Source organism: Corynebacterium sanguinis (assembly GCF_007641235.1).
Lineage (GTDB): Bacteria > Actinomycetota > Actinomycetes > Mycobacteriales > Mycobacteriaceae > Corynebacterium > Corynebacterium sanguinis.
The window spans coordinates 999479-1024299 of sequence record NZ_CP038157.1; the positions used below are offsets into that span (position 1 = coordinate 999479).

Below are 24821 nucleotides of genomic sequence, written 5' to 3' on the forward strand. Positions count from 1 at the left end.
CTGCTTCCCGGTTCTATTTCTTTACCCAGAGGTACTCGCGGATGACATGGTCCTTGTCCAGGCCCTTGCCCTCGAACTTGGTAATCACTTGGCGGTCGGTCAGAAGCGGCGCTTCGGGCCAGGGCCACCCCTTAAACTCCAGCATTGGCTCGACGTCCACCAGCTCGTCGATCCATTCAGCGTAATCGGCGTGGTCGGTGGCCACGTGCAACACCCCGGAAGGTTTCAGCCGGGTCGCGATTAAGTTCAGTGTGCCCGATTGGATGATGCGGCGCTTGTGGTGGCGCGCCTTCGGCCACGGGTCGGGGAAGAAGATGCGCACGCCGTCGAGCGATTCCGGCTCGAACATGCGGGCCAGGACCTCAACGCCGTCGCCGCGGATCATGCGCACGTTGTCGATGTCATTGCGCACGACCGCGCCGAGCAGCTTCGCCAGCCCCGGCTTGTACAGCTCGACGGCGACGATGTTGGTGTCCGCCTCAAGCGGCGCCATCGCGGCGGTGGAGGTGCCGGTGCCGGAGCCGATTTCCACGATCGTCGGGTGCCCGGCGCGGCCGAACCATTCGTCGACGTTGAGGGGGGCGTCGTCAAGCAGGCGGCCCAGCCGAGGCCAGTGCTCGTCGAAGAGGGCTTCCTGGTTGTCGGTGAGCGTGCCGCGGCGGAAGGTGACGGAACCGAGGCGCGGGTAATCGAGCCCGGTGGTGAACTCGGTTTGGGGCGGGCGCCCGGCTGGAAGTTCACCCGTGCCTGAGCGTTCGGTTTGGGAAAAATCAGAATTATTCATCACGTCAATTGTGCACATGACATGCGCAAATGCAAGTTTCTCGCCACTGCTTATCGACGCCCGTCCCCCCGCCACCTCTCCACCCCCGAACGGGGTAGGGAATCGGTCAACCGACGAGTGTCGAAATGTTTGACTGGGTAGCGCGTGGCGTTTGTGCAGGATGTGCGCCGTTTTGCGGGGTGGGCGGGGGTTTTGGGCGCCCTAAAACGGGGGTGGCAAACGGGCATGTCGGCGCGGGTTTTGCGTGTTATGGGTCACTGGGCGGCGGTGGAATGTCGGCGCGAATTGTAGCGTTAGTGCCCGTAGACGCTGGTTTTCGATAGGCTAGTAGCCTACACGAAAGTTCTTCGCGGAAACGTTTCCGGGGAGAGCGAGTGCAAGTGCATCACGCTGATCAAACTCCACGACAACCCGACGACAACGAAGGCACAGGAGAGTACATGACCACCGCAATCAAGGGGATGGCGCAGGAAGCGCCCACCGACAACGAACACCTCATCGCTTGGGTTAACGAGGCTGTGGATCTATTCCAGCCGGAGCGCGTGGTCTTCGTAGACGGTTCCCAAGAGGAGTGGGACGCCTTTGCTGCCGACCTGGTTGAGAAGGGCACCTTGATCAAGCTCAACGAGGAAAAGCGCCCGAACTCCTACCTGGCGCGCTCCAACCCGTCCGACGTCGCACGAGTCGAGTCGCGCACCTTTATCGCCACCGAGGCTGAGGCGGACGCCGGCCCCACCAACAATTGGATGAAGCCCGAGGCCCTCAAAGACGAGATGCGCGAGCACTTCCGCGGCTCCATGAAGGGGCGCACCATGTACGTCGTGCCGTTCTGCATGGGCCCCATCACCGACCCCGACCCGAAGCTGGGCGTGCAGCTCACGGACTCGGAGTACGTTGTCATGTCCATGCGCATCATGACCCGCATGGGCCAGGAAGCGCTGGACAAGATCGAGGGCGACAACTTCGTGCACTGCCTCCACTCCGTCGGCGCCCCGCTGGCCGAGGGTGAGCGGGACGTGGCGTGGCCCTGCAACTCCACGAAATACATTTCCCAGTTCCCGGAGACCAAGGAGATCTGGTCCTTCGGCTCCGGCTACGGCGGTAACGCAATTCTGGCGAAGAAGTGCTACGCGCTGCGCATCGCTTCCGTTATGGCCAAGGAGGAAGGCTGGATGGCGGAGCACATGCTCATCCTCAAGCTGACCTCGCCGGAGGGCAAGAGCTACCACATCACCGGCGCATTCCCCTCGGCTTGCGGCAAGACCAACCTCGCGATGATCACCCCGACGCTCGAGGGTTGGAGCGCCGAGGTCGTCGGCGACGATATCGCCTGGATGCACCTCAAGGAGGACGGCCTGTACGCGGTGAACCCGGAGAACGGATTCTTCGGCGTCGCGCCGGGCACAAACTACGCCTCCAACCCGATCGCGATGCGCACCATGGAGCCGGGCAACACCCTGTTCACCAACGTCGCGCTCACCGACGACGGCGATATTTGGTGGGAGGGCATGGACGGTGAAGAGCCCGCGCACCTGATCGACTGGCGCGGTGCCGACTGGACCCCGGATTCCGGCCAGGACGCCGCCCACCCGAACTCGCGCTACTGCGTGCCGATCGAGCAGTGCCCGACCGCCGCGCCGGAGTTCAACGACCCGAACGGTGTGAAGATCGATGCCATTCTCTTCGGTGGCCGCCGCCCCGACACCGTGCCGCTGGTGACCCAGGCGCTCGACTGGGAGCACGGCACCATGATCGGTGCGATGCTCTCCTCCGGGCAGACCGCCGCCTCCTCCGAGGCGAAGGTCGGTAGCCTGCGCCACGACCCGATGGCCATGCTGCCGTTCATGGGTTACGCCGTGGGCGACTACTTCCAGCACTGGATCGACATGGGCAACCGCGGCGGAGAGCGCATGCCGGAGATCTTCCTGGTCAACTGGTTCCGCCGCGGCGACGACGGTCGCTTCCTGTGGCCGGGCTTCGGCGAGAACTCCCGCGTGCTGAAGTGGATCATCGACCGCATCGAGGGCAAGGTCGGCGCCGACGAAACCGTCGTGGGCCATACCGCCCGCGCCGAGGACCTCGACCTGACCGGCCTGGACACCCCGCTCGCCGATGTGGAGGAGGCCCTCCACGCCGACCCGAAGCTGTGGTCCGGCGACATCGAGGATTCGCGCCGCTACTTTGAGCGCCTCGGCGAGCGGGTCCCGAGCGAAATCTTCGACCAGCTGGACAAGCTCTCCGACCGCGTCAAGGCCGCGAAGTAGTTCACCGGTCGACTTCGGGTGGCACGCGCAGCGCCACCACCAGGTTGGAGGTCGCGAACTCGCGCAGCAGCGGCACCTGCGCCACCCACCACGCCCACGACGGGTGATAGCGTGGGAACGCCACGAACTCAAGGTTTTGCTCGCGCGCCCACCTCAGGCCGTCGGTTGCGGAGACGTCGAAAAGCGACATGCCCCAGACGTTCTTCGGCTGGCGGCCATGTTTGCGCGCGTAACGACGCCTCGCGTACTCGCCGCCCACATAATGCGGCCACAGGCCGGTCTCGTGGCCGCCGAACGGGCCGAGCCACACGGTGTAGCTGAGCACGACCAGCCCGCCCGGGGCGCACACCCGGATCATCTCATCGGCCATGTCGCGCCAGTTCGGGATGTGTTCGGCGACGTTGGAGGAATACACCACGTCGAAAGATGCGTCGGCAAAGGGCAGTGCGGCGCCGTCGCCGCGCACCGCGCCGTAGCCGCTGAGGCCCGCCGCCGACATCTCGGACACGTCCGGCTCAAGGCCGACGTAGTGCGCGCCGACGCGGGCGAACTCCGCGGCGAAGTAGCCCGGGCCGCCCCCGACGTCGAGGACGTTCTTGGCCTTCAGCGGTGAGTGGGTCAGGTCGTTGGAGAGGGCGTCGATAAGCAGCGCGGTGTCGCGGGCGAGGCCGCCGTAGAAAATGGCTGGCCGGAACTGCTCGTACACAAAGGAGCGGAGAAGGCGCACTGAGCGGTTCCAGGTGGCGAGGCGGCGGGTACGGTACACACGTATGAAGATACTGCTGCTGTGTTGGCGCGACATGTCCCACCCTCAGGGGGGTGGATCGGAAGCCTACATCGAGCGCGTCGGTGAGTATCTCGCGCGCCAGGGCCACGACGTGGTGCTGCGCACGGCCGCGTACACTGACGCGCCGCGCCGCAGCGTCAAAAACGGGGTGCGCATCGAGCGCTCCGGCGGCAAGTACGGCGTTTACCTGCTCGCGCCGCTGGCGGCGTGGCGGCACCGCCCGGACGTGATTGTGGATACTCAAAACGGCATCCCGTTTTTCGCGCGGTTGTACTCGCGGGCGGAGACGGTGCTGCTCACCCACCACAGTCACCTGCGGCAATGGCCAGTCGCGGGGCCTTTTATTGGGCGGCTCGGGTCGTTTCTGGAGCGCCGCGTCGCCCCGCGCGTTTACCGCGGCGCGCAGTACGTCACCGTGTCCGACGCCTCGCGCGAGGACCTCATCGCCCTGGGCGTGCGCGACGCCGACATCGCGGTGGTGCACAACGGGGTCGATCCGGTGCCGCAGGTCGTGCCCTACCTGCCTGATGACGGGCTAACGCACCTGGTCACCCTGTCGCGGCTAGTGCCGCACAAGCGCATTGAGCAGGCGATCGACGTCGTGCGCGAGCTCGACGGCGTGGTGCTCGACGTGCTTGGTTCCGGCTGGTGGGAGGACGAGCTGCGCACCTACGCTGCGGGGCTCGAGGGGCGCGTGATCTTCCACGGACACGTCAGCGACGAGTACAAGCACGCCGTGCTCGCACGCGCGGCACTGCACTTGATGCCGAGCGTCAAGGAGGGCTGGGGGATCGCGGTCATCGAGGCAGCGCAGCATGGCGTGCCCACCGTCGGTTACGTCGAGGCCGGGGGTTTAGGCGATTCAATTGTCCACGGTACAACCGGCCTGTTGGTGGAGTCCGAGGACGAGTTCCGCAGTGCTATTGAGCGCCTGCTTGACGACGCCGTCCTGCGTGCCCGCCTCGGAGAAAACGCGAGACAGTGGGCGGGCCGCTTCTCCTGGGAGGAGACGGGCCGCAGGTTCTCTGAGCTCATTGCGGGGAGCGAAGGATCCCGGTAGGCGCGCCCGGGGTGTGCACAGGCCAACGCCCGCCCCCGGTGGCGCGGTTGCGCGGGTGGGGCGGGCGTTGGAATGCGTTGAACAGTAGGTTACGCGGTTATGCGGGGACGTCGAGGTCCCGGGAGCGGAGACGTTCCTTCATTTCCGCCTCGACGAGGACGGGGATGAAGTCCTCGATGTTTGCCCGGTCCTTGTGCTGGGCCTTGACGGCGTCGAAGGACTCTTCGATGAGCTCGCTCGGGTACACACTGGACCATTCAGTGATGAGGTCCTCGCGGATGTTGCGCAGTGCGCGCTCGCGGATGATGCTGAAGTCGATGTCGTTGGTCTTGGTGGTCTTGTTGGTCATGGTCTTTCTCCTTGTTTCGAAAGTTTGGTGAATGGATGTTTAGCTGCGCATGTTTGCCATTGCGATGGCAGTAATGAGCGGGGTGGTGGATTCGAGAAATGGTGTGTCGGGTTCCGGGGCCGGATCCTCGGGCCATTTCGCCAGGGCTGTGTGAACGGCTCGGGCAGTGCGAGGCGCGGATGCGGCCTTGTCGATGAGAGCTTCGGTCATTGATCCTTGTCCTTTCTGCCGGTCTGGAAGTGAATCTCGTGAAACTGGTTTTAGTAACCTGTTGTTCAACTGCTGTTAACTTTAGAGGTAGGGTGCTGCGGGGTCAAGGCGCCGTTCAATTGGCGCGATCAAGTAATGGGTGAAAGCCTACTAAATTGCGTAAAGATGCAGGTAAACAAGGTTCTAATCTGGGAGAAAGTCAAACTGTGATTTATATCACATCAGCTTGGCGGGAGCTATTTCCGTGTTGCTGGGAGAGTTAACGTTGAGTTAACAACAGGTCGGTGCTCCGCCACTCGCGGCGAACATTCGACCCCGGCCCGTCGGACCCACCCGCACCAGGCGACAAGCGGCACCGCGAACCAACCCAACAACAGGATTCGCCCCAGCACCGACGGCTCGCGCGCCGGCGCACCGGTGTCCACCACGGTGCCGTCGGGATGAACCACGAGACCGATGCCGAGGGAGGCGAGTAGCGCGGTGTCGTCCGGGTTGGATTGGGCGAGCGCCCAGCGTGTCGACGCCTCGTCGACCACGTGGCCGCCGATACGCAACTCACCGGACTCCACAACGTTGACCACCTTGGTTGCCGGGTCGACCACGGGGATTCCGTCGGAGCGCGTGAGCAGGGTCGGCCGGTCGACGAAGAGGATGTCGCGGCCCCGGGCGTCGATACGCGGCACGTCGACCACGGAGGGAGTCAGCGGCGACAGGGCCGCGGGGGCGTCGGGAACCTGCAGCATCGCGAACGCGCACGCGGCCGCAGCGAGCCGCGGGGTGAGGCCGCCGGCGGCAGAAACGTAGGCGGGAACGGCCAGGATCACCCACTTCTGGCCGTCGCGAAGCAGGCCCGCACCGGGAAGCCACTCGACCACGGCGGCGATCCCACCGAGCCAGGACGCCACCGCCACGGTGAACCCGACCGCGGCGAGGATGAGCAGGCGCCGTGGCACAGCGCGCCACCCGCAGGCCAGCACCACGGCGAGCAGCACGCCGAACAAAGCAAAACCGATCGAACGCGAGGGTGGCACCGCCGCGGCATTCCAGATGCCGCCGAGGCCAACCAGCGCGCCCAGGGTGCCCACCCACTGTTCGGCACGCGGCGCGAACGCCATTGCCGACGCCGCGCTCGCCGTGCCCGCGCCCGCGGCCGCCCACCCGGCGACGACCCATGGGGCGCAGAACAACGCGGTGGCGACGAGGTGGCGCGGCCGCGTGGACAGGCTCGCAGCCGCCAGCGCCCCGGTCGGTGTCAGCGAGGCCACCCACATTGCTGTCACTGATCCAGTGACCGCGATGAACGGCATGAGCCAGGCCGCCACCGCCAGCGACCACTGGCCCTGTAGAAGCCTCTCGATGACAAAGGGGTTCCACACCGCCACCGTCATCGCGGCGGCGCGGGCGAAGGGCGACGTGCCGAGCCGGTATCCCGCCCATGCCGCCGCGCACGCCGCCCCGACAACGATCAGGCGCACCGCAAGGACGGGAAAGACCAACTGCGACAGCACCGCGTCTTGGGGCACGTTGCGCGCCGGTAGGTCCCCGAACCCCAAGGACGCGTGGGTGAGCGCCATCTCGGGCAGCACCACCATGTCGCGCAGCGCGAACGCCTCGCCGGGCACCATGAAAGGCCAGGTCACCGCTACAACGAGGACAGCGGCCCACGCGCCCAGCCAGCTACCGGCGCGCAACGGCCACCGCCGCCCACGCGAGCGCGACCGCGCTACGTTGCGGGTGAGAGTTCTTAGAACTGTCCGCACACCGAGTGTATAGCTCACTCACAGTCCAACCCCTGCCTTAACCCATCTTGTAGTGCATCGACCTTCTCAATTCGGCTCTGCAGCGGGGCGCTTGGGCCGCGGCCTTCGAAGAGCTTGTCCGCGAGGTGCGGCCCCTGGTGCTGTGCAAAACGCTGCAGAAGCTCCGCGGTTCTCTCTTGCCCCAAAGTCTTCGCGATCTCACTGCCCAATACCCATGCCGTCATAACGGCGACAACCCCGAAGTTTTCGTCATCATCGGGAAACAGATCCCACAGGTCTTGCCTGGATTCGTACCAAGTTAGCACCAGTGCGAGATCGGATGCGTCCTTGTAAACACCTCCGGGCGCACGGTCGAACCAGGCGTGGAGTTTAAGCGCCGCGAAACCGGGATAGGACGGTACCCGGATACACAGTCCATCACCGAAGTCCCTGTGCTCAGCGGAATCAAAAACCTCCTTGAAGCAGCTGACGTTGAAGCGTATGCCATCGACTGGTGAAACTTCACCAGGAGGATTCTCCACAGCACCGAAGGGAACGACATCTGAACGCATGCCGTCGACGCAAATCTCCTGCCAGGGTCGGTCCTTGGTGGAGAAATGCTCCTTCAACCTGGCGAAGGATTCTAAGCCTTGCGCCGCCATGGCCAGATCGACATCGCGCGTCATCCGCAGCGGGGTCTCGCAGGAAAAATCCGCGTGGAGGATATCGCGGCATTTCGCCCCGATCAGCATGAAATTGTCCACATCGACCACACCGGAGATTCCCTTCAGCACCCGGCGGACATCATCAGCGTCAGATGTCATCTGACCCTCCGAGGTCCCCGGCGATCCTCGTCTCCAGCTCTCCAGCGATTTCCGATACCCGCGGGTCGCCGACTGACCGAAGATCTGCCAGTACCACGATCGCAGGGGCGACAGGCCACGACCAAGTGGACTGCGTCAACGCGGAGGTGTTACGAGTCCGTGGGCTCCAGAAAGAACTCCTGATCACCACATTTCCTTGTGGATCAGCGCGCAGCCGGGCGCTTTTAACAATGCGGGCCATTTCAGCGGGGTTCTCGACGTAGAAGTGCGCGCTCTGCCCTCCCAGGATTTCAGTTGAGACGGCTGGTTCTCCACTTATCCACCCAAGCGGCGGACCTTGTTTGAACAGCTCGGTATCTCCCGACCCTCGAAACAACTCCCGGCGTGCACCGAGGCCGCCGGCGTAGGAGTGTACCCAGGCGTCAATGAGGCCCCTCACGTTGGCGAAACGGTAGAAAGCTGGTTCGCCTTCGAGGTAGCCCGAATCCACCAATAGGGAAAGAGTCTTATGGGCTGTTGCGACGGACGTGCACGCTGCCGAGGCGAGCTCCCGGATGGGGGCTCGAAGCAGTTCTGGTGTGGTAATCAGGGCCGCGCTGACTTGCGCTCGTTGGGGCGTGAAGAGGGAGGCCGTTCCCCGGCGCCGCCGCGATGAGCTCACCTGGCTGTTGCCGGCGGTCGTTCTTCCCCTGACATCGATATAGAGGTTTGGCCGGTTGATGTAGCAATTTCCGCGGCCATCGGCGAAAGCCTGGTCGAGTTCGCGAAATCGCTCCGCAACCCGGGGCGTAATTGCAGGTGCGAGGAGAATTTCGTGGGAGGCTACCCTGGTTTGGGAAGAGGGTTGCTGGTCGGGGTTTTCTTCATACCGGATGTGGAAAGTTGCGCCTTCTCCGCTGATTTCCAGCAGCGGCTTGCCCTCGGAGAGGATTATCCGGAGTGGCACGGAAGCGCTGGCGAAGTTGTCATTCCACTTCTCCCAGTTCACGTGGTCCATGGTGCTCATGGTAGCAGTCGTTTGCTATTGACGAACGTTTAACAAAAGTGAACGTTCGACTTTTTGGAACGGCGGCACCGTGCGGGTACAACGAGGACAGCGGCCCACGCGCCCAGCCAGCTACCGGCGCGCAACGGCCACCGCCGCCCACGCGAGCGCGACTACCGCAATAAAGCGCGTCACCCACGCAAGTACCTGCAGTCCCCGCAGCACATGCACCTCCGCCGCGGCCCGCTGCCACGCCACATCGCGGGATTGCTCCGACATGCGGTACAGCCCCGCAACGGGGCCCTCGCGTACCGTCCACGTCTCGTCCAGGACCTCACCCGTCCTGACCTGCAGGTCGATGATCCGCTGCGCCTCGTAGCCCGGCGCGGTGATGTTGGCGCGGTACTTGTACGTGTCCAGTCCGCCGACGCTGCCCGGGCCGAGGTAGTCGAGCCGCGCCGGGGTGTCGAACGTCCCGGGCGCGAACGGGTCGGAATAGGGGTAGGAGATCCGCTCTGGGCGGTAGGGAAACACGTAGGTCAGCCCCGCCCGGCCATCGACGGGCAGGGCGGTGCTGGCGTGGACGGTGTAGGAGTCAGCCAACTCGTTCCCGCCGAGCACGGTCATGGCGTTGATGACAACCTGGCCGGACTCGGGGCCCTCGGACGTCGAGAACCTTTTCGTCAGCTCCGCCGGTCCATCGAAAGTGACCACGGAGGTCTCCCCGGGGTGGATCGTGCGCTGCTGCGCGATCACCACCGGCGAGATCAAGTTCAGGACGAAGCCGGCGACGAGCACCACGAGGCACTTCGCTAACGTCCGCCTGACTCCTACACTGTTCATATCGCTAACACTCTACTTCCCGAGCTCGAGGGCTTGCGCGCTGTCGCCGCCCTCGGCATCGTCGTCACGCACGTCGCCTTCCAGACCGCGACGTACCACCCGGTGCTGGAGCGCTTCGATTACTTCGTCGCGGTGTTTTACGCTTTGTCGGCGTTCCTGCTGACGCGCGGGGGACAGCGCTCGGGGTACTACCGTCGTCGCCTAGCGCGGCTCGCGCCTGCCTATCTCGTCTGCGTCGCAGTGGTTCTGGCGACGCTGCCGGAGCTGGCGCACATCTCGCCGCCGCAGGTTCTGGCGCAGGTCTTCATGGTGCAGATCTACCTTCCCGACGGCCTCGTCGCCGGGTTGACGCAGATCTGGTCGCTCTGCGTGGAAGTGGCCTTCTACCTGGTTTTGCCCCTGTACCTGCGCTTATCGACGCCCCACCGCACGCTCACCCTCGCCGTGACGATCCCCCTGTCACTGGCGTGGCCGTGGGCTATTGCGGGTGTTACGGCAGTGAACATGCAGATCTGGCCGCCGTCGTACGTGCTGTGGTTCGCCGTCGGTCTCATCCTGGCGGAGCTGGAGCGGATCGGGGTGAGCTACCGCGGCCCCCGCCTGCCATTCGCACTTGTGGCGCTACCCGTTGCGTGGTTCGCGGGTGTCGTGGGGCCGGCGGGGTTGGAGCACCCCTCGCCGGCGGAGTTCAACGCGCGCGTGATCCTGGGCGCCCTGTTCGCGGCGCTGGTGGTTGCGCCGTTTGCCCTCTCGCCGCGCGAGGATGGCGTACTGGCTTCGAGCGCGATGCGACGTCTCGGGAGGTGGTCGTACTCGATCTTCCTGTGGCACGTCTGGGTGCTGTCGTTTGCCTTCCCGCTGCTCGGGGTGCCCGTCTTTGGCGGGCATTTCGCCGCGGTGCTGGTACTTACGGTGGCGTTTAGCGTGGCCGTGTCCTACGTCTCTTACGAGCTCGTGGAGGTGCCGGGTGCGCGCTGGGTCACCTCCCGGTTCCACCGAAACTCGGACACCCCTAACCTGGTCCGAGTTTCGGTGGAACCGGCGCACTCTTAGGCGTCCGGGTTTAGGGGGAAGGGGAGGGCAGCGCTAGTCGTCGGGAAACGCCAGCGCCGCCACGGCCACGCACCCGGCGAAGAGCACCAGCACGGAAGAACCCGCGTAGTTCTCCCCCGGCCACGGGGCGCGCGCCAGCCACAGCCCCATGAAACCGGCGGCGCCGGCGCTTAAGCCCCACGCCGGGATGGCGGTGAAGCGCCGCACAGCCCACGCCAGCGCCACCGCAACCGCGCCGGGAACAAGGCCCACCGCCAGCGCCGTGAGCAGCGGGGATATCGGCGTCGACGCGGAAGACGGAGTGAAGCGCGAGATGTTGCGCCACCGCACCCACAGGCACAACGCCACGGTGAGTAGAGAGACCACGGCGCCGAGCAGCAGGCTCCACCGGTACGGAGCGTCGCCGGCAAAGCGCATCTCAAACGTTCCGCTCACGCCCGCTGGCACGCGAAACGCCTGCATGCCGGCGTCGATACGCACCGGCTCCAGCTCGACTCCGCCGACGCTCGCGCGCAACCCCTCGTTGAAGCCGCGCGCGGTGAGGATGAGCTGCTCGCGTGCCGACGCCCCCACCACGCCCCCGAAAGCCTCCGCGCGAGCCGTGGGCACCTCGCCGCGCGTGATGGTGATGGTCTCGGCGTCGGTGACTAGCTCGTGCGCCCCGGCGGGGAGGAACACCTCGCCCTCGACCGCCTCGCCGTTGATGGTGGCGGGGGCGCTGAGCTTCCAGCGCGCGTCGGCGGCGGTGGTGAACCGGCGCTGCAACACGTCGGTGTGGGGGAGCAGGCGTTGGAAGAAGTAGGTGTCGGCCGTGCCGGGGACGTCGACAATGCGGCGCACCCCGGTGTCCAGCTCGGCGATCCCGACCGGTTCCGTCAGCTCGATGCGCACCGTGTCGCCGGGGACGCTGACCGTGCGCGGCTGCTCCGCCACCAGGGAAAGATCCCGAGACTGACCGTCGGAGACCACGCGCACCACCGTGGAGTCGGTCGCGGTTATCGTGACGTTCCCGTCGGCAACGGTCGAGGAAATCCAGCCGGTATCGCCCGGCGCGGGCCACCAGGCCGTGTCCTCCAGGCCGTCGAAGGCGGCCGTGAGCGAGCGCGACGGGTTCGCCCCGCCGAAAGCGGTGGCGTCAGCGGCCGAACTCGACGCCGAAGCGGTGCCGCCCGACATGTCCACCCCGACGCGCGTGCCGGCGGAGGGGTAGTCCGGCAGGCGGTTGCGCACGTCCGCACCCTCCTCGGGCGAGGCGAGGTGCGCCGAGACGGCCGAATCGAGGGTGCCGTAGTTGCGCACCGCGGCGGCCGGGGTGTCGGTGACAATCTGCGCCTCCGAATCCACCAGCTGGGCGGGGAAGTAGCCGTAGCGCTGCCACAACAGGGCCAGCACCTCGCCACCGCCATCGACGCGCACGGGCGCATCCGAGGTCGCCATCATGCCGCGCTCGGGGGAGATGAGGTGGATCTCCAGCTCGCCGAACGTCGCGTCCGGCTCACCCGGCCACTCGGCGCGCGCGCCGGAGTCGAGATCACCGCGCACGACCACCGCGCCAACGCCGATGGAGCGCAGCGCGTCGGTATCCAGGGCCTCCATCTGGCCGTCGAGGCCGCGGATCGCCTCCGGATCCACCAGGGGGATCGCGTCGCGCACGGCAAAGGGAACGTGTGCCACGGCCTGGATCGGCTCGTCGCGTGTCCACCCCCACGTCTGCCGCGCGAACGACGCCGGCGGGATGACCACGGTGCGGGTTGCGCCGACGTGCTGGTCAAGCCAGTGCCCCGCGGCAACCCAGTCCGGGGACACCTTAGACCACGTGCCGGTCGGCAACAGCCGCAGCGACCACGCCGGGGCCACGGCGGCGGCAACCACCAGAGACACCGCCACCACACCGGGGGCGCGCACCTTCGAAACAACCCAGCCCACGCCCAGCACTAGCGGCAGGCGCACCAGCGGATCAAACTTGTGCAGGTTGCGAAACGGGGCCAGGGGGCCGTCGTAAAGCGAAGGCAGAAAGTGCGCGGTGGCCAAGATGGCCACCCCAAGCGAGAACACAACCACGAGAAAGCCGCGCCAGGGCATGTCCGCGCGCGCGAGCCCGGCCAGCCCGAGCGCGGCGACGGCCATGGTCGCCAGGATAAAGACCGGCTCCGAGACCAGCAGGAACCCGGCAGTGCGCTCGGTATCCACAAACGGCGCCCAGCTCGTCGTGCCGCGCAGCACCTCGGCCAGGTTGAGCCAGTAAGAGGTGACAAACGCCGACTCGATGAACTCGGTAAACGGCGGGGAGTAGCGCCCCAGCACCAGCAGCGGCCCGAGCCACCAGGCGCTGACAAGGACGCAGCCCGCGACGTAGAGCGCCGCGCGCGAGAACTCGCGGCGCCACACAAGCAGCACGAACGCCGGCAGGCACGCCGCGATGGTGGCCGTGGCGTTGACCGCGCCCATCAGGGCCACCGCCACGAGAGCCGGCGCGACCTGCGGGCGCCGGTTGAGCAGCGGCAAAATGGTCCACGGCACCAACGCCACCGGCCACGCCTCGGAGGAAATCGCCGTCAGCGTCGTCACGATGCGCGGGCTCAGCGCGTAGAGCAGCGCGGGTATCACCCCCGGCACACCCATGCGCCGCGCCACGGCGAGCGTGCCGGAGTACGCGATGCACAGCACAAGCACCCACCACAGTCTCTGCAGCACCCAATCAGGCAGTGGCAGCAGGAAGAACGGTCCCTGCGGAAAGAGGTAGCCGTAGGCCTGGTTCTGAATCTGGCCGAGCGTGAAGTGATCCGTCCACGCGCGCGTCGCCGAGGCGAGGAACGCGCCGGGGTTGTGGGTGAGGTTGAACTTGGTGTCCGCCGCGACTTGGCCCGGCGGCTGGGCGAAGGAAACGAGTGCCAGCGCCAACCAGCCGAGCAGGTGGGCGGCGAGCGGGTGTTGCAGGTGGGCGCGCACGCGGAGCGCCTACTGGCGGGAGCCGTACTCCGGGCCACCCAGCACGGCTTGGTCGGCGGTGACCGCGTTGCCCGCCGGGACCGTGGACTGCCCCGAGAACGCGGCGATGCCGATCACACCGATGGCGCCGAGCACGATACCCACCACGGCGCTGGCAAGCACACTGGTGGCGGCGCGGCGCGGAGCGGAGGCGGCCCCTGTGGCGTCAATGGCAACTGCGCTAGACATGGTGACCAATCGTAGCAGCCTTGCCGTGGCAGGTAGAGTAAGTGCGCGTCACGGGAGGAAAGGAGGCCGCGGATGGGCCGAGTGCGCATCGCTGTGGCCACGGTGACGTCTTCGGCCCTGGTCAGCACGGTGTTGGCGTGTGCGCCGGCGCCGCACGTGGTGGAGACGACGCTGACGGTGACCTCCACGCAGACTGTAACCAGCACGGCCCCGCCGCCCCCGCCGAGCGCCGCGCAGCGCGTCCCGGACGACCTGCGCGCGAAGGTCGCCTCGTTGATGGTCGTCGGTGTAGCCAATTACGACCAGGCTCGTTTCGCCCTCGATCAGGGCGCCGGCGGGTTGTTCATCCCCTCGTGGGCGGACCCGGCGCTGCTTGTCGAGCCGGGCCGCGACATCAACGCCCTGCGCGCCGAGTACGACCGGCCGTTCTCCGTCGCCGTGGATTTCGAGGGCGGGCGAGTGCAGCGCCACACGCAGGTCTTCGGGCAGTGGATGCCGCCGCGCGCGCTGGCCGGGCAACCGGACGAAGTAATCCAGGGCTCCGGCTACGACATCGGCCGCTCGCTGCGCGAGCGCGGCGTCAACGTCGACTACGCCCCGCTGCTTGACCTCGACGTCACCGGCCTCAACATCATCGGCGACCGCTCCTTCGGCGCGGAGCCGGGCGACGTGGCGCGCGTCGGCGGGCTGTTCTCGCAAGGGCTTGTCGACGCCGGCGTGACCCCCACCTTCAAGCACTTCCCCGGCCACGGCCGCGCCACGGGGGACACGCACCTGACGCTGGCCACGACACCTCCCCTCGACGTGCTGGAGGGCTCGGACATGCAGCCTTACGCAGAGGTGCTGCCTTCCCGCCCGACGGCGTCGGTGATGATGGGCCACATGATCGTGCCGGGCCTTGGCGGCGGCGACGTGCCCAGCTCCTTGAACCCGGAGGCCTACCGCATCCTGCGCGAGGGCGATTACCCGGGCGGCGAGCCCTTCGACGGGGTGATCGTCACCGATGACCTGTCGGGGATGCGCGGCATCACGGACTACCGCCCCACCCCGGAGTCGGTGCGCGACGCGATCGCCGCCGGGGCGGATCAGGCACTGTGGTCATCGGGGGAGGACCTCGTGGCAATTATCGACCTGGTTACCTCGGCCGCCGCGGACGGGACAATCGCGCCCGAGCGCATCGACGCCGCCGCGGTGCGCACGCAGCAGCAGTTAATCGATGTCGGGCTCTAAGGTAATCTTGTTGAGGTGACTACGGTAAATGCAACAGGTGCCCGTGGTGGGCGCGGGGTCAGCACCGGGAAGATTCTCCTCGGTGTGCTGCTCGGTGTGCTCGCGGTGCTGCTCGCGATCTACCTCGCCGACCTCGCAATGAACCGCGGGAACGTGCCGCGTGGCACCGCCGTCGGCGGTGTCGAGATCGGCGGCATGAGCCAGGACGAGGCCACCGCGAAGCTCGAAGCAGAGCTCGGCGAGACGGCGAGTAACCCGGTGACGGTGAAGGCGGCGACGCAAAGCTCGCAGCTCGTGCCCGCCGAATCCGGCCTCGGCATCGACTGGGAGGCGACCGTAGCAAGCGCGGGCGAAGAGTCCGCGAACCCGTTCACTCGCCTCGCCGGGTTGTTTCGCACACGCGAAGTCGACATTGTGTCGACCGTGAACGAGGCCGCTCTCACCCCGCAGCTTGAGCGAGTGGCCGGCGAGTTGCACCTCGACCCCGCCGACGGCGCGATCGCCATCGAAGGCGGCGAGGCGAAAGTGACCGAACCGGTGCCGGGCCAGGAGGTTGACAAAACCGAGCTGTTCGAACGTGTCACCACCGGCTGGCTCAACCCCGACGGTGTGGAGGTCGAGCCGCGCGAGATCGAACCCGCTATCGGCGACCAGGCGATCAAGGAAGCCTTAGACGGGCCGGTTAAGGCGGCGCTGTCCGGAGCGTTGACACTGCACGGTCGCGACGGCGTCGACGGTGTCATTGCCCAAGAGCGCATCGGCGAGGTCGTCCAGTTCCCCAACGTCGACGGCAAAATCGCCCCCGAGGTGAACGTGGAAAGCGCCCAGGGCATCTTGGGCGAGCAGCTCGCTGCGACCGAGACGCAGATGAAAAACGCGCGCGTGCTGCCCGGCGGCGGGGTGGAACCGTCCGTCGACGGCTCCATTATCGACTGGGAGGCCGCGATGGACGGTTTCGACGAGCGGTTGATCGGTTCCGCCGAGCGCACCTGGGACGCGCAATACAAGGCCCGCCCGGCAGACTTCACTACAGAGGAAGCCCAACGTGCCACCTTCGACCAGGTGGTGGGAAGTTTCACCACCGGCGGGTACAGGGGCGCATCCGGCACGAACATCGCTACGGTGGCCCGCGTTGTCAACGGCGCAATTGTCAACCCCGGTGAAACCTTCTCGCTCAACGGCTACACCGGCGCGCGCGGTGCCGCGCAGGGTTACGTCGAGTCGGTCATCATCGAAAATGGACGCCCCGGCAAGGCAGTGGGTGGCGGAATCTCCCAATTTGCCACGACCTTGTACAACGCGGCTTACTTTGCCGGCATGACGGATGTCGCCTCCACCCCGCACTCCTACTACATCTCACGCTACCCGGCTGGCAGGGAGGCGACCGTGTATGAAGGGGCGATTGACCTGCAATTCCGCAACGATTCGCCCCACCCGGTCAAGATTTCCACGAGCGTCGGGGGCGGCGAGGTGACGGTGAGCCTGATGGGCACCAAGACCGTCGAGGTGGAGTCCATCAACGGAGGGCGCTGGGCCTACACCTCGCCGAAGCCCGTGACGGTGACGAGCGGTGACTGCATTCCCTCGGGCGGGGCGCAGGGCTTTACCACCTCCGATACCCGGATTGTGCGTGACCTCAGCGGCAATGAGATCAGTCGCAACACCTCCACCACGGTCTACGACCCGCAGCCCATCGTGCGCTGCGGGTAGCGCGCCGCGCTAGTAGGTCACGTCGCGGGTGCCGAACATGTCGAGGTCCATCGGGCACGTGTCGTCGCCAAGCTCACGTTCGATCAGCGCGTTGAGCTTGGCCAACAGCGTGGCGACTAGCTCTTCGTCGTAGCGAGGGTGCTCCGGGTTGCCCAGGTTTTCCAGCTCATTAGGGTCCTCCACCAGATCGTGCAGGGACACATCCGAGGTGGCGTAGAGCTCCTCAACCGTGGACGGGGTGCAGTACTCTTCCGGTGAGAACCAACGCACCAGTTTGTAGCGCCATCGACGACCGCGCGGAAGAAGGATCGGCGCGTGAAGTCGGGCGCGCCGAACTTCTCACCCGCTTCGCGCATCTTTTCCTCGCGCAACTCTGTGTCCAGCGGCAGGTCCACCAACTCGCCGAGTGCGCCTGTCACAGCCCACGCCGGGTCGAGTTGGTGCAATCCTTCCCACATCAACAGCGCACCGTCACCGGGCTCGCTGGCGCTGCCGCGCGGCGGTACCGTCGAGGTTGGGTTGGTCAGCACTGCGGAGAGGTTGCGGCCCGGTAGAGCGGGGTAGCGTTTAGTGCGGGTGGCGTCGTCAAGCCCGGCAAAAGCGAGGGCGGTGGGCACGAGATCGATGTGCGAACCGACAGCGGTGCTCTCGACGCCCTGCGCCCCGCCGGGGACCACGGCTGTCATATTCACCACGGTCGCCTCGTCGAAGTGGATGCCACCCTTCTGCGTCATGCCGTGGGCGCCGTTCATCTCGCCGTGGTCGGACGTGAAGATGACCACCGTGTTGTCCCACAGGCCCTGGGCGGTGAGCTCGTCGAGGATCTTGCCGAACTCGGCATCGACAAGTCGCATGCAGTTAATCAGGTAGTTGCGACGCTGCTTCCAAATATCGGCGCGGCCCTTCGGCACGTCGGTGTAGTTGAGCTGCGCGAACTCCTTGTAGTTGTGCGGGCCTAGCGGTTGCTGCGCCATGTCGTCGTCGACCGATTCCGGAAGGGCAGGGTCCCACCAGCGCTCGAGCTCCGCCATGGAGGGCAAACCGTGCAGCTTCGGGCGCATCACGCCATTTTCGTGGCCCAGCTCGTCCTGATCCGCCAGGTAGTACATAATGTCGTGGGGGTTGACCATGGATGAGATCAGCAGCCAGGGCTGGTCCTTCGGTGCTTTGTATCGCAGCCAATCGACTGTCTCCATCGCAACCGTGCCGTCCTTGACCTGGCCCTCGAGCGGGCGGCCCCAGTTGTCACCCCAGAGCTGGTAGTCGGAGAAGCTGAACTTCTCGAGCACCTCCGAGGTGCCAAAGCCGGTGTCCGAGAGGTGCCACTTGCCCTTGAACGCGGTGTAATAGCCCTGTTCGCGCATCATGTGCCCGAGCGTGGGGGTGTCCGGTGTCAGTGGCTTGATCCAGGCGAAGTCCGTGTTGTCCCACGTGCCCAGCGTTTTCGCGTGCTGGCCGGTCCACATCGCGGTACGAGACGGTGTGCACTGCGGAACCGTGCAATAGTGTTGATCGAGGGTGACGCCTTTGTCCATCAGCGACTGCAGTGCGGGAAGCTCGACGTCGTCGGGAAGTTCCATGCGCATGTCTCACTGGTCCATGCAGAGAATGAGAATGTTGGATTGTGTTATGCCACCCCATAGTATCGACCTTTACGTGGCTAGTTTTGGGCATAGGGGCGGGTGATGCCGCCGGGCATGTCCGCTTCAAGGGGTTCTAAGAACGCAATGGCGGAGTCGTTGCCCAAGCGAGTAGCGAGCTTGAGCAGCACAAACATCATCAACGTGTTGAGCAGCGCGATGGTGACAAACACCAGCGGGTCGTCGAAACTCTGCGCCGTGATCATTGCTGCGGCAGTGTTGCGCTGCGCGGTGCCCAATGCACCGAGCTGAGCGTGGTTCGTGTTGCCCTGGCCAGTACCGTATCCCATGTAGAAGGCGATCAGAAGCACGACGACACCGATGATGATCGCGATCCACAGGTCAACGTCCGCCATCTCGGGCAGGTAGCCAATGATGGTGAAGATGAGCAGCCCGTAGAGCGCCAGGTTAGAAATCTTCGCCACCCAGGGCTGCACGGTCGCCGCGAGCTTTTCGACGCCAACGTGGCAGACCATGCCGAGCGCCAGCGGGAGGATCATCTGCAGAAGTAGCGGCTGGGCGATCTGCCACACGTCGACCTCGATGCCGTCGATAAGGCGGGGCAACAGGAAAGGCAAAAAGCCGACGGTGGAGACCATGAGTACCATCTGTATGGTCGCGCCGGCAGCGATGTCGTTATCGCTTTCCTGCGTTAGCTTGATCAGCAGCGGGGCCCCGGCGGCGCAGGCGAACAGGATCAGCGCCGTCGAGTACGGCGCGCCGATGCCGGTGATGATGATGAACAACAGCATCACACCGGGCACGACTAGGAAGTTAGCCACAACCATGCGGGTGAGAAACTGCCAGTCGCGCAGGTGCTTGGCAATGCGCGCCGGGTGCTGGGTAAGGCCCACGTTGAACATGCTGGTGAGTACGAAGAGCGTGGTGAGCGTACTCGCTAAGGATTGGAAGAACTCAAACATGGGCTGACCTCGCCACTGGTAGGGTCGCTGACATGGCCAGGCTGACAAAGCTAATCGACGTCGCGCCGACCACCTTTACGGCCGGGTCTAACGATTTCTACCCTGAGGAGTCCCCGCAGCGAACAGTCCGCGTCGACGCGTTTGCGCTGGAGGCCGACCCCGTCACCAATGCCCGATTCGCACGGTTCGTCCAAGAGACGGGCTACGTCACCGTGGCCGAGCGGGTGCCATCCGCGGAGGAATTCCCCGGCGTCGACCTGGAGCTGCTGGTCGCGGGCGCGCTGGTGTTTCAGCCCACCACGGGCCCGGTGGACCTGCGCGACTGGCGGCAGTGGTGGCGCTTCGAGCCTGGGGCGTCGTGGCGCGCGCCGTACGGGCCGTCCGGCGTGAGCCACGAGGACATTCCGGATCACCCGGTGGTCCAGGTGGCCTACCCGGATGCCGTGGCGTACGCGCGGTGGGCGGGGCGCCGGCTGCCGACCGAGCTGGAACTCGAGTGCGCTGCCCGCGCCGGGCGCGCGGCAACCACCTACGCCTGGGGTGAGGAGTACGCGCCGGACGGGATCGTCCGCGCCAACACCTGGCAGGGTCGCTTCCCCTACGACAACCAGGGATGGGGTACGACGTCGCCGATGGGCCAGTTCGGCCGTAACCCGTGGGGTTTTTCTGACCTGATTGGCAACGTGTGGCAGTGGAGCTCGACCTACTACGCGTCCGGTGCGGCGCGCGGTGTCGTCGAGCGAGCCGGCTCGTGCTGTGCGCCGTCGTCAGCCCTGGATGAGGCGCGCCGCGTGGCGACGGCTCCGGGCGAGACCTACCCGCGCCGGGTGGTCAAGGGCGGCTCGCACCTGTGTGCGCCCGAGTACTGCCACCGCTACCGCCCGCCCGCGCGCCAAGGCCAGTCGGGGGACTCTGCGACCACGCATATCGGGTTCCGCTGCGCGGCGTAAGTGCCGGTGTTACTGCGGGGTGTGGGCCTCGCGCTCGAGTCCCCACCGCGTCAGCTCGGCGACGTTCGGGTCGCGCGGAAGCAGCGAGTGGATCACCGGGGCGAAGCCCGGGTAGGCCTTTTCCAGGTCGATGTTGATCACGTCCGCCCCGTCGACGCTGTCGAGGATGGACGCCTCGTTTGGGGTGACCGTGCGGTCGGCCGGGGTGTAGATCGAGGTGTAGACCACCCGCGGGTCGGAATCGGGCAGGTCCCCGATCTCCTCGAAAAACGGCGAGCCCGCCAGCTGCTGCAGCGCGCTCGTGCTGGCGACGGCCTCGGCGATGCCGGGGCGGCGCTGGATAAACGGGATGACGCGCTCGGCCAACCCGCCGATGTCGGTGCCGTGGAAATTCGCCCCGATGGCCACGACGCGGCGGACGTTCTCGGCGCCGCCGCCGGCGATGTAGAGCTTGGTCAGCAGCCCGCCCTGGGAGTGGGCAACAATGTCGACCTTGTCTGAGCCTGTCGCGGCTTTGACCCTTTCCACGTTGTCGGCGAGCTCGCGAACGAGGTCGTTGAGGTCGCCGAAGCCGTGCAGCACGGGGATGATCGCGGCCAGACTCGCGCGATCGTTGGTGCCGTAGTCGAAGCCCCACGTCCAATAACCGTGTTCGCGCAGGTACAGGGCGTTGACGGTGAACGTGTTCGTGGCGCTGGTGAACCCGTGGACATACAGCACCGGGGTCGGGTGGGAAGGTGAGAAGTCCGAGTCATTAAACGGTAGCTCGGGTCGCCGCGTGGCGCCGATGTAGACGCCAGCGGCGTACATTCCGAGGAGCGCGAGGTGGGTGAGCTTCATACCTAAAGCCTAGTGCCGCGGGGGCGCGATGAGCTAGGCGTCGATGTAGGTGCTCACCAGGAAGCGGTTGATGTCGGAGCGGTTGATCACGCCGACGACATGGCCTGCGTCGTCGACCACGGGGGCCTTCTTCAGATGCCGGTCCGCGAGCGCTGCGGAGATGTGGCCGAGATCGTCGTTGACGTTGACGGTGATGACCGGTTCCGTGGCAATGCTCGCAACCCTCCGGTCCAGCACGGTGGAAACATCCGTGGAGAACTCGGGGGAGTCCTCGTTCTTCAACAGTGCGTACGGGGTGGTGAAGGCGGGCACCGAATCGCTAATGGCGTTGAGCACGTCACCGTCGGAGACGAAGCCTCGCAGCGTCCCGTTCGTGATCAGCGGGGCGCCGGAGATGCGGTTGGACACGAACAGGTGCAGGGCCTCGCGGATCGTGGCGTCGGGTGCGAGGTGGTAGACGTCAGTCTTCATTAGGCGGCTGACCAGGGAGTCCGGAGCGACCGGCGTTGCTTCCGTGCGCGGGGCGTCCGCGGTGGCGCGCGTGCCGGTGTAGCCGAGCACGGCTGCGGCAAGGGCCAGGGCGAACAGAACCGCGCCGACGAGAAAGAACCCGGTGTTGGCGGTGTCAGTGCCCTCACCGCGGGCAAGAACCGCGCCGTAGATTCCGGTGGACAGCCCGGTACCGAGGAAGCCGGCGATCTGGAAGCTGGTCGAGAAGATCGTTACGCCGTCCGGGTTGAGCTGGCGGGGCAGCGAGCCCAGCGCGAAGGACTGCACTGGGCCGATGGTCAGGGCAGAACCCACGATCGCGGGGATGTAGACCAGAGTGATCATCCACAGGGCGTCGACACGTATGGTGTACGCGGTGGCGAGCGCGAAGATGGCCATCAGCGTCATGCCGGCGGGCAGCAGCCAGCGCGCGCCGCGCGCGTCGTAGATGTTACCGGCGATGGGGCCGAACACGGCCGCGCACAAAATCGCGGGGAAAAGCACGAGCGAGGCGGTGAGCCCCGAGGTGCCCTGCACGCTTTGCAGGTGCGTGGGCACGAGGATGTTCATGGAGAACACGATGATCAGCGCGACGACGTTGATGACCACGCCCGCGGTAAACGGGAAGACCCTCAGCGGGGCGAGGTTGATCAGCGGGTTGGCAATCGTGCCCTGGCGCTTAACGAACAGCCCCAGCGCCACCGCGCCGACGAAGAATGCGGCGGCCGCGGTGAGCTTCGCCGGGCCGAAGATGGTGGAAATGCCGTAGAGCAGGCCGATCAGGCCGATCGCGACGAGTACGAGCGAGGGGTAATCCAGGCGCGCCTTCTCGGACTCGGAAATGTTGTACACCGTGGCTGCGCCGACAACGAAGACCAGCGCGGATAGCGCGGTGAAGGCCCAGCACAGGGCGCGCCAGTTGCTGTCGGTCAGCTCCAAAATGAAGCCCGAGGCCAAGATAGCTATCGACGGCCCGAGGGTGGTCATGGAGCCCATGATTCCCATGTACTTGCCGATCTTCGGCTTCGGGGAGACCGTGAGCGCGATCATCATGCCGATCGGGACCAACAAGCCGGTGCCGATGGACTGGATGATGCGCCCGGCGAGCAAGAAGGGGAAGTTCGGTGCCAGCGCGGTGACGATACCGCCGATCACCAGTGTGGATGTGGTGGCGAGGAAGAGTGGTTTGGTGCCGAAGCGGGTGATAAAGAACCCGGCGGTGGGCGTCATCACGGCGGCGCCGAGCATGCAGGCGGTGGCGAGCCACTGCACGGTGGGCACGGTGACGCCGAGATCAGTCATGATCGGGGTGAACCCGACGTTGAGGAATGTTTCGTTGAAAGTGGCGATGAACGCGGCGAGCGCGGCCGCCACCATGATGAAGCGCGAACCGCCGGTGTGGCGGTGGGGAACCGAAGCAGACATGGAACCTCTTGTGACGTGAGAAGACGAGTTACTGACCAGTGGCTTCGGTGGCGTCATCAGGTTTACGCGCGTGGTGCGCTACATGTCTCGTGTTCCAGGCCGACACTCAACCATAGCGTTTTCAAATTTTCGCTGCTAATTGGGGCTTGTGTGCGCGGACGGTGTGCGCGGCGATGAAGGTGGTGATCGGAACCGCCAGGACCAGCGAAATCGCGCCGATCGCCGAGCGGATCAGCTCGGTGGCAACCACGTCGGAGGACAGCGCCTGCATCAGCGGGCGGTCGGAGACGCTCAGCAGCATGGCCAGCGGCAGCGCGGTGCCCAGGTACGCCAGCACGAGGGTGTAGACCATCGAGGCGATGTGGTCGCGGCCGACGCGCAATGCCGCGGCGAAGGTGGAGCGCGCCGAGGACTCCGGGGAGGCGAGGAAGAGTTCGTGGACGGTGGAGGATTGCGCGATGGTGACGTCGTTAAGCACGCCGAGCGCTCCAATGATGAAACCCGCCATGAGCAGCCCGGGGACGGATACCTCAGGCAGGTAGAGGTGGATGAGCAGGTTGTCCTCGTTGCCCAGGCCGCGCAGTTGAGAGGTGTCCACCGCGACGTTGCCTAGTACCGCCGCCAGCGCCATCGCGGCCAGTGTTCCGGCGAGCGCTGACGCTGATTTCCAATTGACGCCGTGAACCAAAAACAGCACGGGGAAGAGGATCGCGGCGCCGGCGGCCATCGCCACCGCCGTGGGGTCGGTGCCGCGCAGCAGCGCGGGGATGAGGAAGCCGAACACGACCAACCCGGTCAGCACCAGCCCGACGAGGCCCAGCAGGCCGCGCAGGGCGCCGATGGCCACGATGAGTATCACCGCCACGGCGATCCACAGCCAGATTGCCTGGCTGCGCTCCATGTCCAAAAGCGTGTAGGTGGTGGTGTCGCCGTCGGTGTTGGTTGCCAGGGTGATCGCGTCGCCGGTGGCTAGGGTGGATTCCCCGGGCAGCCCGGAGCTTGAAAGAAGTGTGCGTTTGCCCACGTCAGGGCCGGATGTCAGCTCGACGATGGAGAGCTCGCACACCGGCTCGTCGGCGATGGTGCCCAGCGGCACGGGCTGCGGGGTGGCGGGGCGAGGTTCGCCCTCGAAGACGCGCCCCACGTCGGGGGAGGAGCAGGGGCCCTGGCGGTGGTCGATGACGGTGCCGTTGACCGCGTCGGCGGCCATGGATTGGGACTGCTTGAAACCCGGCCCGGGGGTGGGGGCGGGCCCGGTCGGTCAGAGGACGGCGAGCGCGACAAGTGTCGCGACGAAGGCTGCGACGAGGACCCCGGCGAGGATGAGCCGGGCGGTAGAGCGTGTGCGCGGCGGCATTATTGTTGCGTGCTTTCCCATGCTGATAACCGTAGTCGTTAATGATGCGGGTTCCGCGAAGGCGCTAGACTCTGACGCGCGTAAGGGAGGGCGTATGGCAAAGACGGTAGCGAAGGTTTTTGGGGTAATTGTCGCCGCTGCTTAACGACGGCCCCGAGCGCGACGCGCACCAGTGGCTGGTT

22 protein-coding genes are annotated in these 24821 nt (G+C 66.0%); 6 read left to right on the forward strand and 16 right to left on the reverse strand.

All coding sequences use genetic code 11. From position 1 onward, the window contains the following. Window positions 1–13: 13 nt before the first annotated feature. A complete protein-coding gene (trmB, locus tag E3227_RS04920; RefSeq protein ID WP_144317740.1) occupies window positions 14–784 on the reverse strand; it encodes a tRNA (guanosine(46)-N7)-methyltransferase TrmB in 771 nt (256 codons plus the stop codon). A 440-nt stretch (window positions 785–1224) separates the two neighbouring features. On the opposite strand from trmB, the gene E3227_RS04925 reads away from it, so the two are divergent. Further along, on the forward strand, window positions 1225–3048 hold the full coding sequence (locus tag E3227_RS04925; protein WP_144317741.1) for a phosphoenolpyruvate carboxykinase (GTP): 1824 nt from the start codon (window positions 1225–1227) through the stop codon (window positions 3046–3048). 1 nt (window position 3049) lies between these two features. Here E3227_RS04925 and E3227_RS04930 read toward each other — a convergent pair whose 3' ends face one another. Beyond that, window positions 3050–3814, reverse strand: coding sequence for a class I SAM-dependent methyltransferase (locus E3227_RS04930; protein ID WP_144317742.1), 765 nt, complete (start codon window positions 3812–3814; stop codon window positions 3050–3052). A gap of 4 nt (window positions 3815–3818) precedes the next feature. Here E3227_RS04930 and E3227_RS04935 point away from each other — a divergent pair, with 4 nt between their 5' ends. Next, complete coding sequence (locus tag E3227_RS04935; RefSeq protein WP_144317743.1) at window positions 3819–4895, forward strand: glycosyltransferase family 4 protein; 1077 nt, start codon at window positions 3819–3821, stop codon at window positions 4893–4895. A 97-nt stretch (window positions 4896–4992) separates the two neighbouring features. Here E3227_RS04935 and E3227_RS04940 read toward each other — a convergent pair whose 3' ends face one another. The 6 genes from E3227_RS04940 to E3227_RS04960 all read right to left on the reverse strand — a co-directional run bounded on the left by E3227_RS04940 (window position 4993) and on the right by E3227_RS04960 (window position 9845). Beyond that, entirely contained in the window at window positions 4993–5244 is a 252-nt protein-coding gene (locus E3227_RS04940; protein WP_144317744.1) for a three-helix bundle dimerization domain-containing protein, read from the reverse strand. Window positions 5245–5283: 39 nt separating this feature from the next. Next, window positions 5284–5454: a hypothetical protein gene (locus E3227_RS11445; RefSeq protein WP_153257535.1), complete on the reverse strand. Its 171-nt coding sequence runs from the start codon at window positions 5452–5454 to the stop codon at window positions 5284–5286. A 236-nt stretch (window positions 5455–5690) separates the two neighbouring features. Beyond that, window positions 5691–7094 carry an MmpA family trehalose lipid delivery protein gene (locus E3227_RS04945; protein ID WP_211346254.1) on the reverse strand — a complete coding sequence of 468 codons (1404 nt, stop codon included), beginning with the start codon at window positions 7092–7094 and terminating at the stop codon, window positions 5691–5693. 134 nt (window positions 7095–7228) lie between these two features. Next, a complete protein-coding gene (locus E3227_RS04950) occupies window positions 7229–8017 on the reverse strand; it encodes a hypothetical protein (protein ID WP_006840455.1) in 789 nt (262 codons plus the stop codon). After that, window positions 8007–9014 carry a type IV toxin-antitoxin system AbiEi family antitoxin gene (locus tag E3227_RS04955; protein WP_169304967.1) on the reverse strand — a complete coding sequence of 336 codons (1008 nt, stop codon included), beginning with the start codon at window positions 9012–9014 and terminating at the stop codon, window positions 8007–8009. Before E3227_RS04955 ends, E3227_RS04950 begins: the two co-directional genes overlap by 11 nt. Window positions 9015–9134: 120 nt before the next feature. Further along, complete coding sequence (locus E3227_RS04960) at window positions 9135–9845, reverse strand: DUF3068 domain-containing protein (RefSeq protein ID WP_006840457.1); 711 nt, start codon at window positions 9843–9845, stop codon at window positions 9135–9137. A gap of 33 nt (window positions 9846–9878) precedes the next feature. On the opposite strand from E3227_RS04960, the gene E3227_RS04965 reads away from it, so the two are divergent. Then, window positions 9879–10898, forward strand: a complete 1020-nt coding sequence (locus E3227_RS04965; RefSeq protein WP_144317745.1) for an acyltransferase family protein — start codon at window positions 9879–9881, stop codon at window positions 10896–10898. 33 nt (window positions 10899–10931) lie between these two features. Here the strand turns inward: E3227_RS04965 and E3227_RS04970 are convergent, their stop codons facing one another. Further along, entirely contained in the window at window positions 10932–13847 is a 2916-nt protein-coding gene (locus tag E3227_RS04970; RefSeq protein ID WP_144317746.1) for an alpha-(1->3)-arabinofuranosyltransferase domain-containing protein, read from the reverse strand. Window positions 13848–13856: 9 nt separating this feature from the next. Further along, the gene (locus E3227_RS04975) at window positions 13857–14075 is read right to left on the reverse strand and encodes a DUF2613 domain-containing protein (RefSeq protein ID WP_220184692.1); all 219 of its coding nucleotides are present in this window, start codon (window positions 14073–14075) and stop codon (window positions 13857–13859) included. Between the two features lie 72 nt (window positions 14076–14147). Between E3227_RS04975 and E3227_RS04980 the strand changes: the two genes are divergently transcribed. Both E3227_RS04980 and E3227_RS04985 read left to right on the forward strand, forming a co-directional pair. After that, window positions 14148–15305, forward strand: coding sequence for a glycoside hydrolase family 3 N-terminal domain-containing protein (locus tag E3227_RS04980; protein WP_144317747.1), 1158 nt, complete (start codon window positions 14148–14150; stop codon window positions 15303–15305). Between the two features lie 138 nt (window positions 15306–15443). Further along, entirely contained in the window at window positions 15444–17015 is a 1572-nt protein-coding gene (locus E3227_RS04985; RefSeq protein WP_220184694.1) for a VanW family protein, read from the forward strand. A gap of 9 nt (window positions 17016–17024) precedes the next feature. Here the strand turns inward: E3227_RS04985 and E3227_RS11620 are convergent, their stop codons facing one another. The 3 genes from E3227_RS11620 to E3227_RS04995 all read right to left on the reverse strand — a co-directional run bounded on the left by E3227_RS11620 (window position 17025) and on the right by E3227_RS04995 (window position 19578). After that, the gene (locus tag E3227_RS11620) at window positions 17025–17198 is read right to left on the reverse strand and encodes a hypothetical protein (protein WP_211346255.1); all 174 of its coding nucleotides are present in this window, start codon (window positions 17196–17198) and stop codon (window positions 17025–17027) included. After that, a complete protein-coding gene (locus tag E3227_RS04990) occupies window positions 17132–18595 on the reverse strand; it encodes a sulfatase-like hydrolase/transferase (RefSeq protein WP_211346256.1) in 1464 nt (487 codons plus the stop codon). Before E3227_RS04990 ends, E3227_RS11620 begins: the two co-directional genes overlap by 67 nt. An 80-nt stretch (window positions 18596–18675) precedes the next feature. Then, a complete protein-coding gene (locus E3227_RS04995; protein WP_144317748.1) occupies window positions 18676–19578 on the reverse strand; it encodes a bile acid:sodium symporter family protein in 903 nt (300 codons plus the stop codon). Between the two features lie 32 nt (window positions 19579–19610). On the opposite strand from E3227_RS04995, the gene E3227_RS05000 reads away from it, so the two are divergent. Then, window positions 19611–20528 carry an SUMF1/EgtB/PvdO family nonheme iron enzyme gene (locus E3227_RS05000; protein WP_144317749.1) on the forward strand — a complete coding sequence of 306 codons (918 nt, stop codon included), beginning with the start codon at window positions 19611–19613 and terminating at the stop codon, window positions 20526–20528. 9 nt (window positions 20529–20537) lie between these two features. Here E3227_RS05000 and E3227_RS05005 read toward each other — a convergent pair whose 3' ends face one another. The 3 genes from E3227_RS05005 to E3227_RS05015 form a co-directional block, all read right to left on the reverse strand. Beyond that, window positions 20538–21368, reverse strand: coding sequence for an esterase/lipase family protein (locus E3227_RS05005; protein ID WP_144317750.1), 831 nt, complete (start codon window positions 21366–21368; stop codon window positions 20538–20540). A gap of 33 nt (window positions 21369–21401) precedes the next feature. Further along, entirely contained in the window at window positions 21402–23282 is a 1881-nt protein-coding gene (locus E3227_RS05010) for an MFS transporter (protein ID WP_144317751.1), read from the reverse strand. Between the two features lie 121 nt (window positions 23283–23403). Beyond that, window positions 23404–24492, reverse strand: coding sequence for a YibE/F family protein (locus tag E3227_RS05015; RefSeq protein WP_144317752.1), 1089 nt, complete (start codon window positions 24490–24492; stop codon window positions 23404–23406). Window positions 24493–24821: the final 329 nt, after the last annotated feature.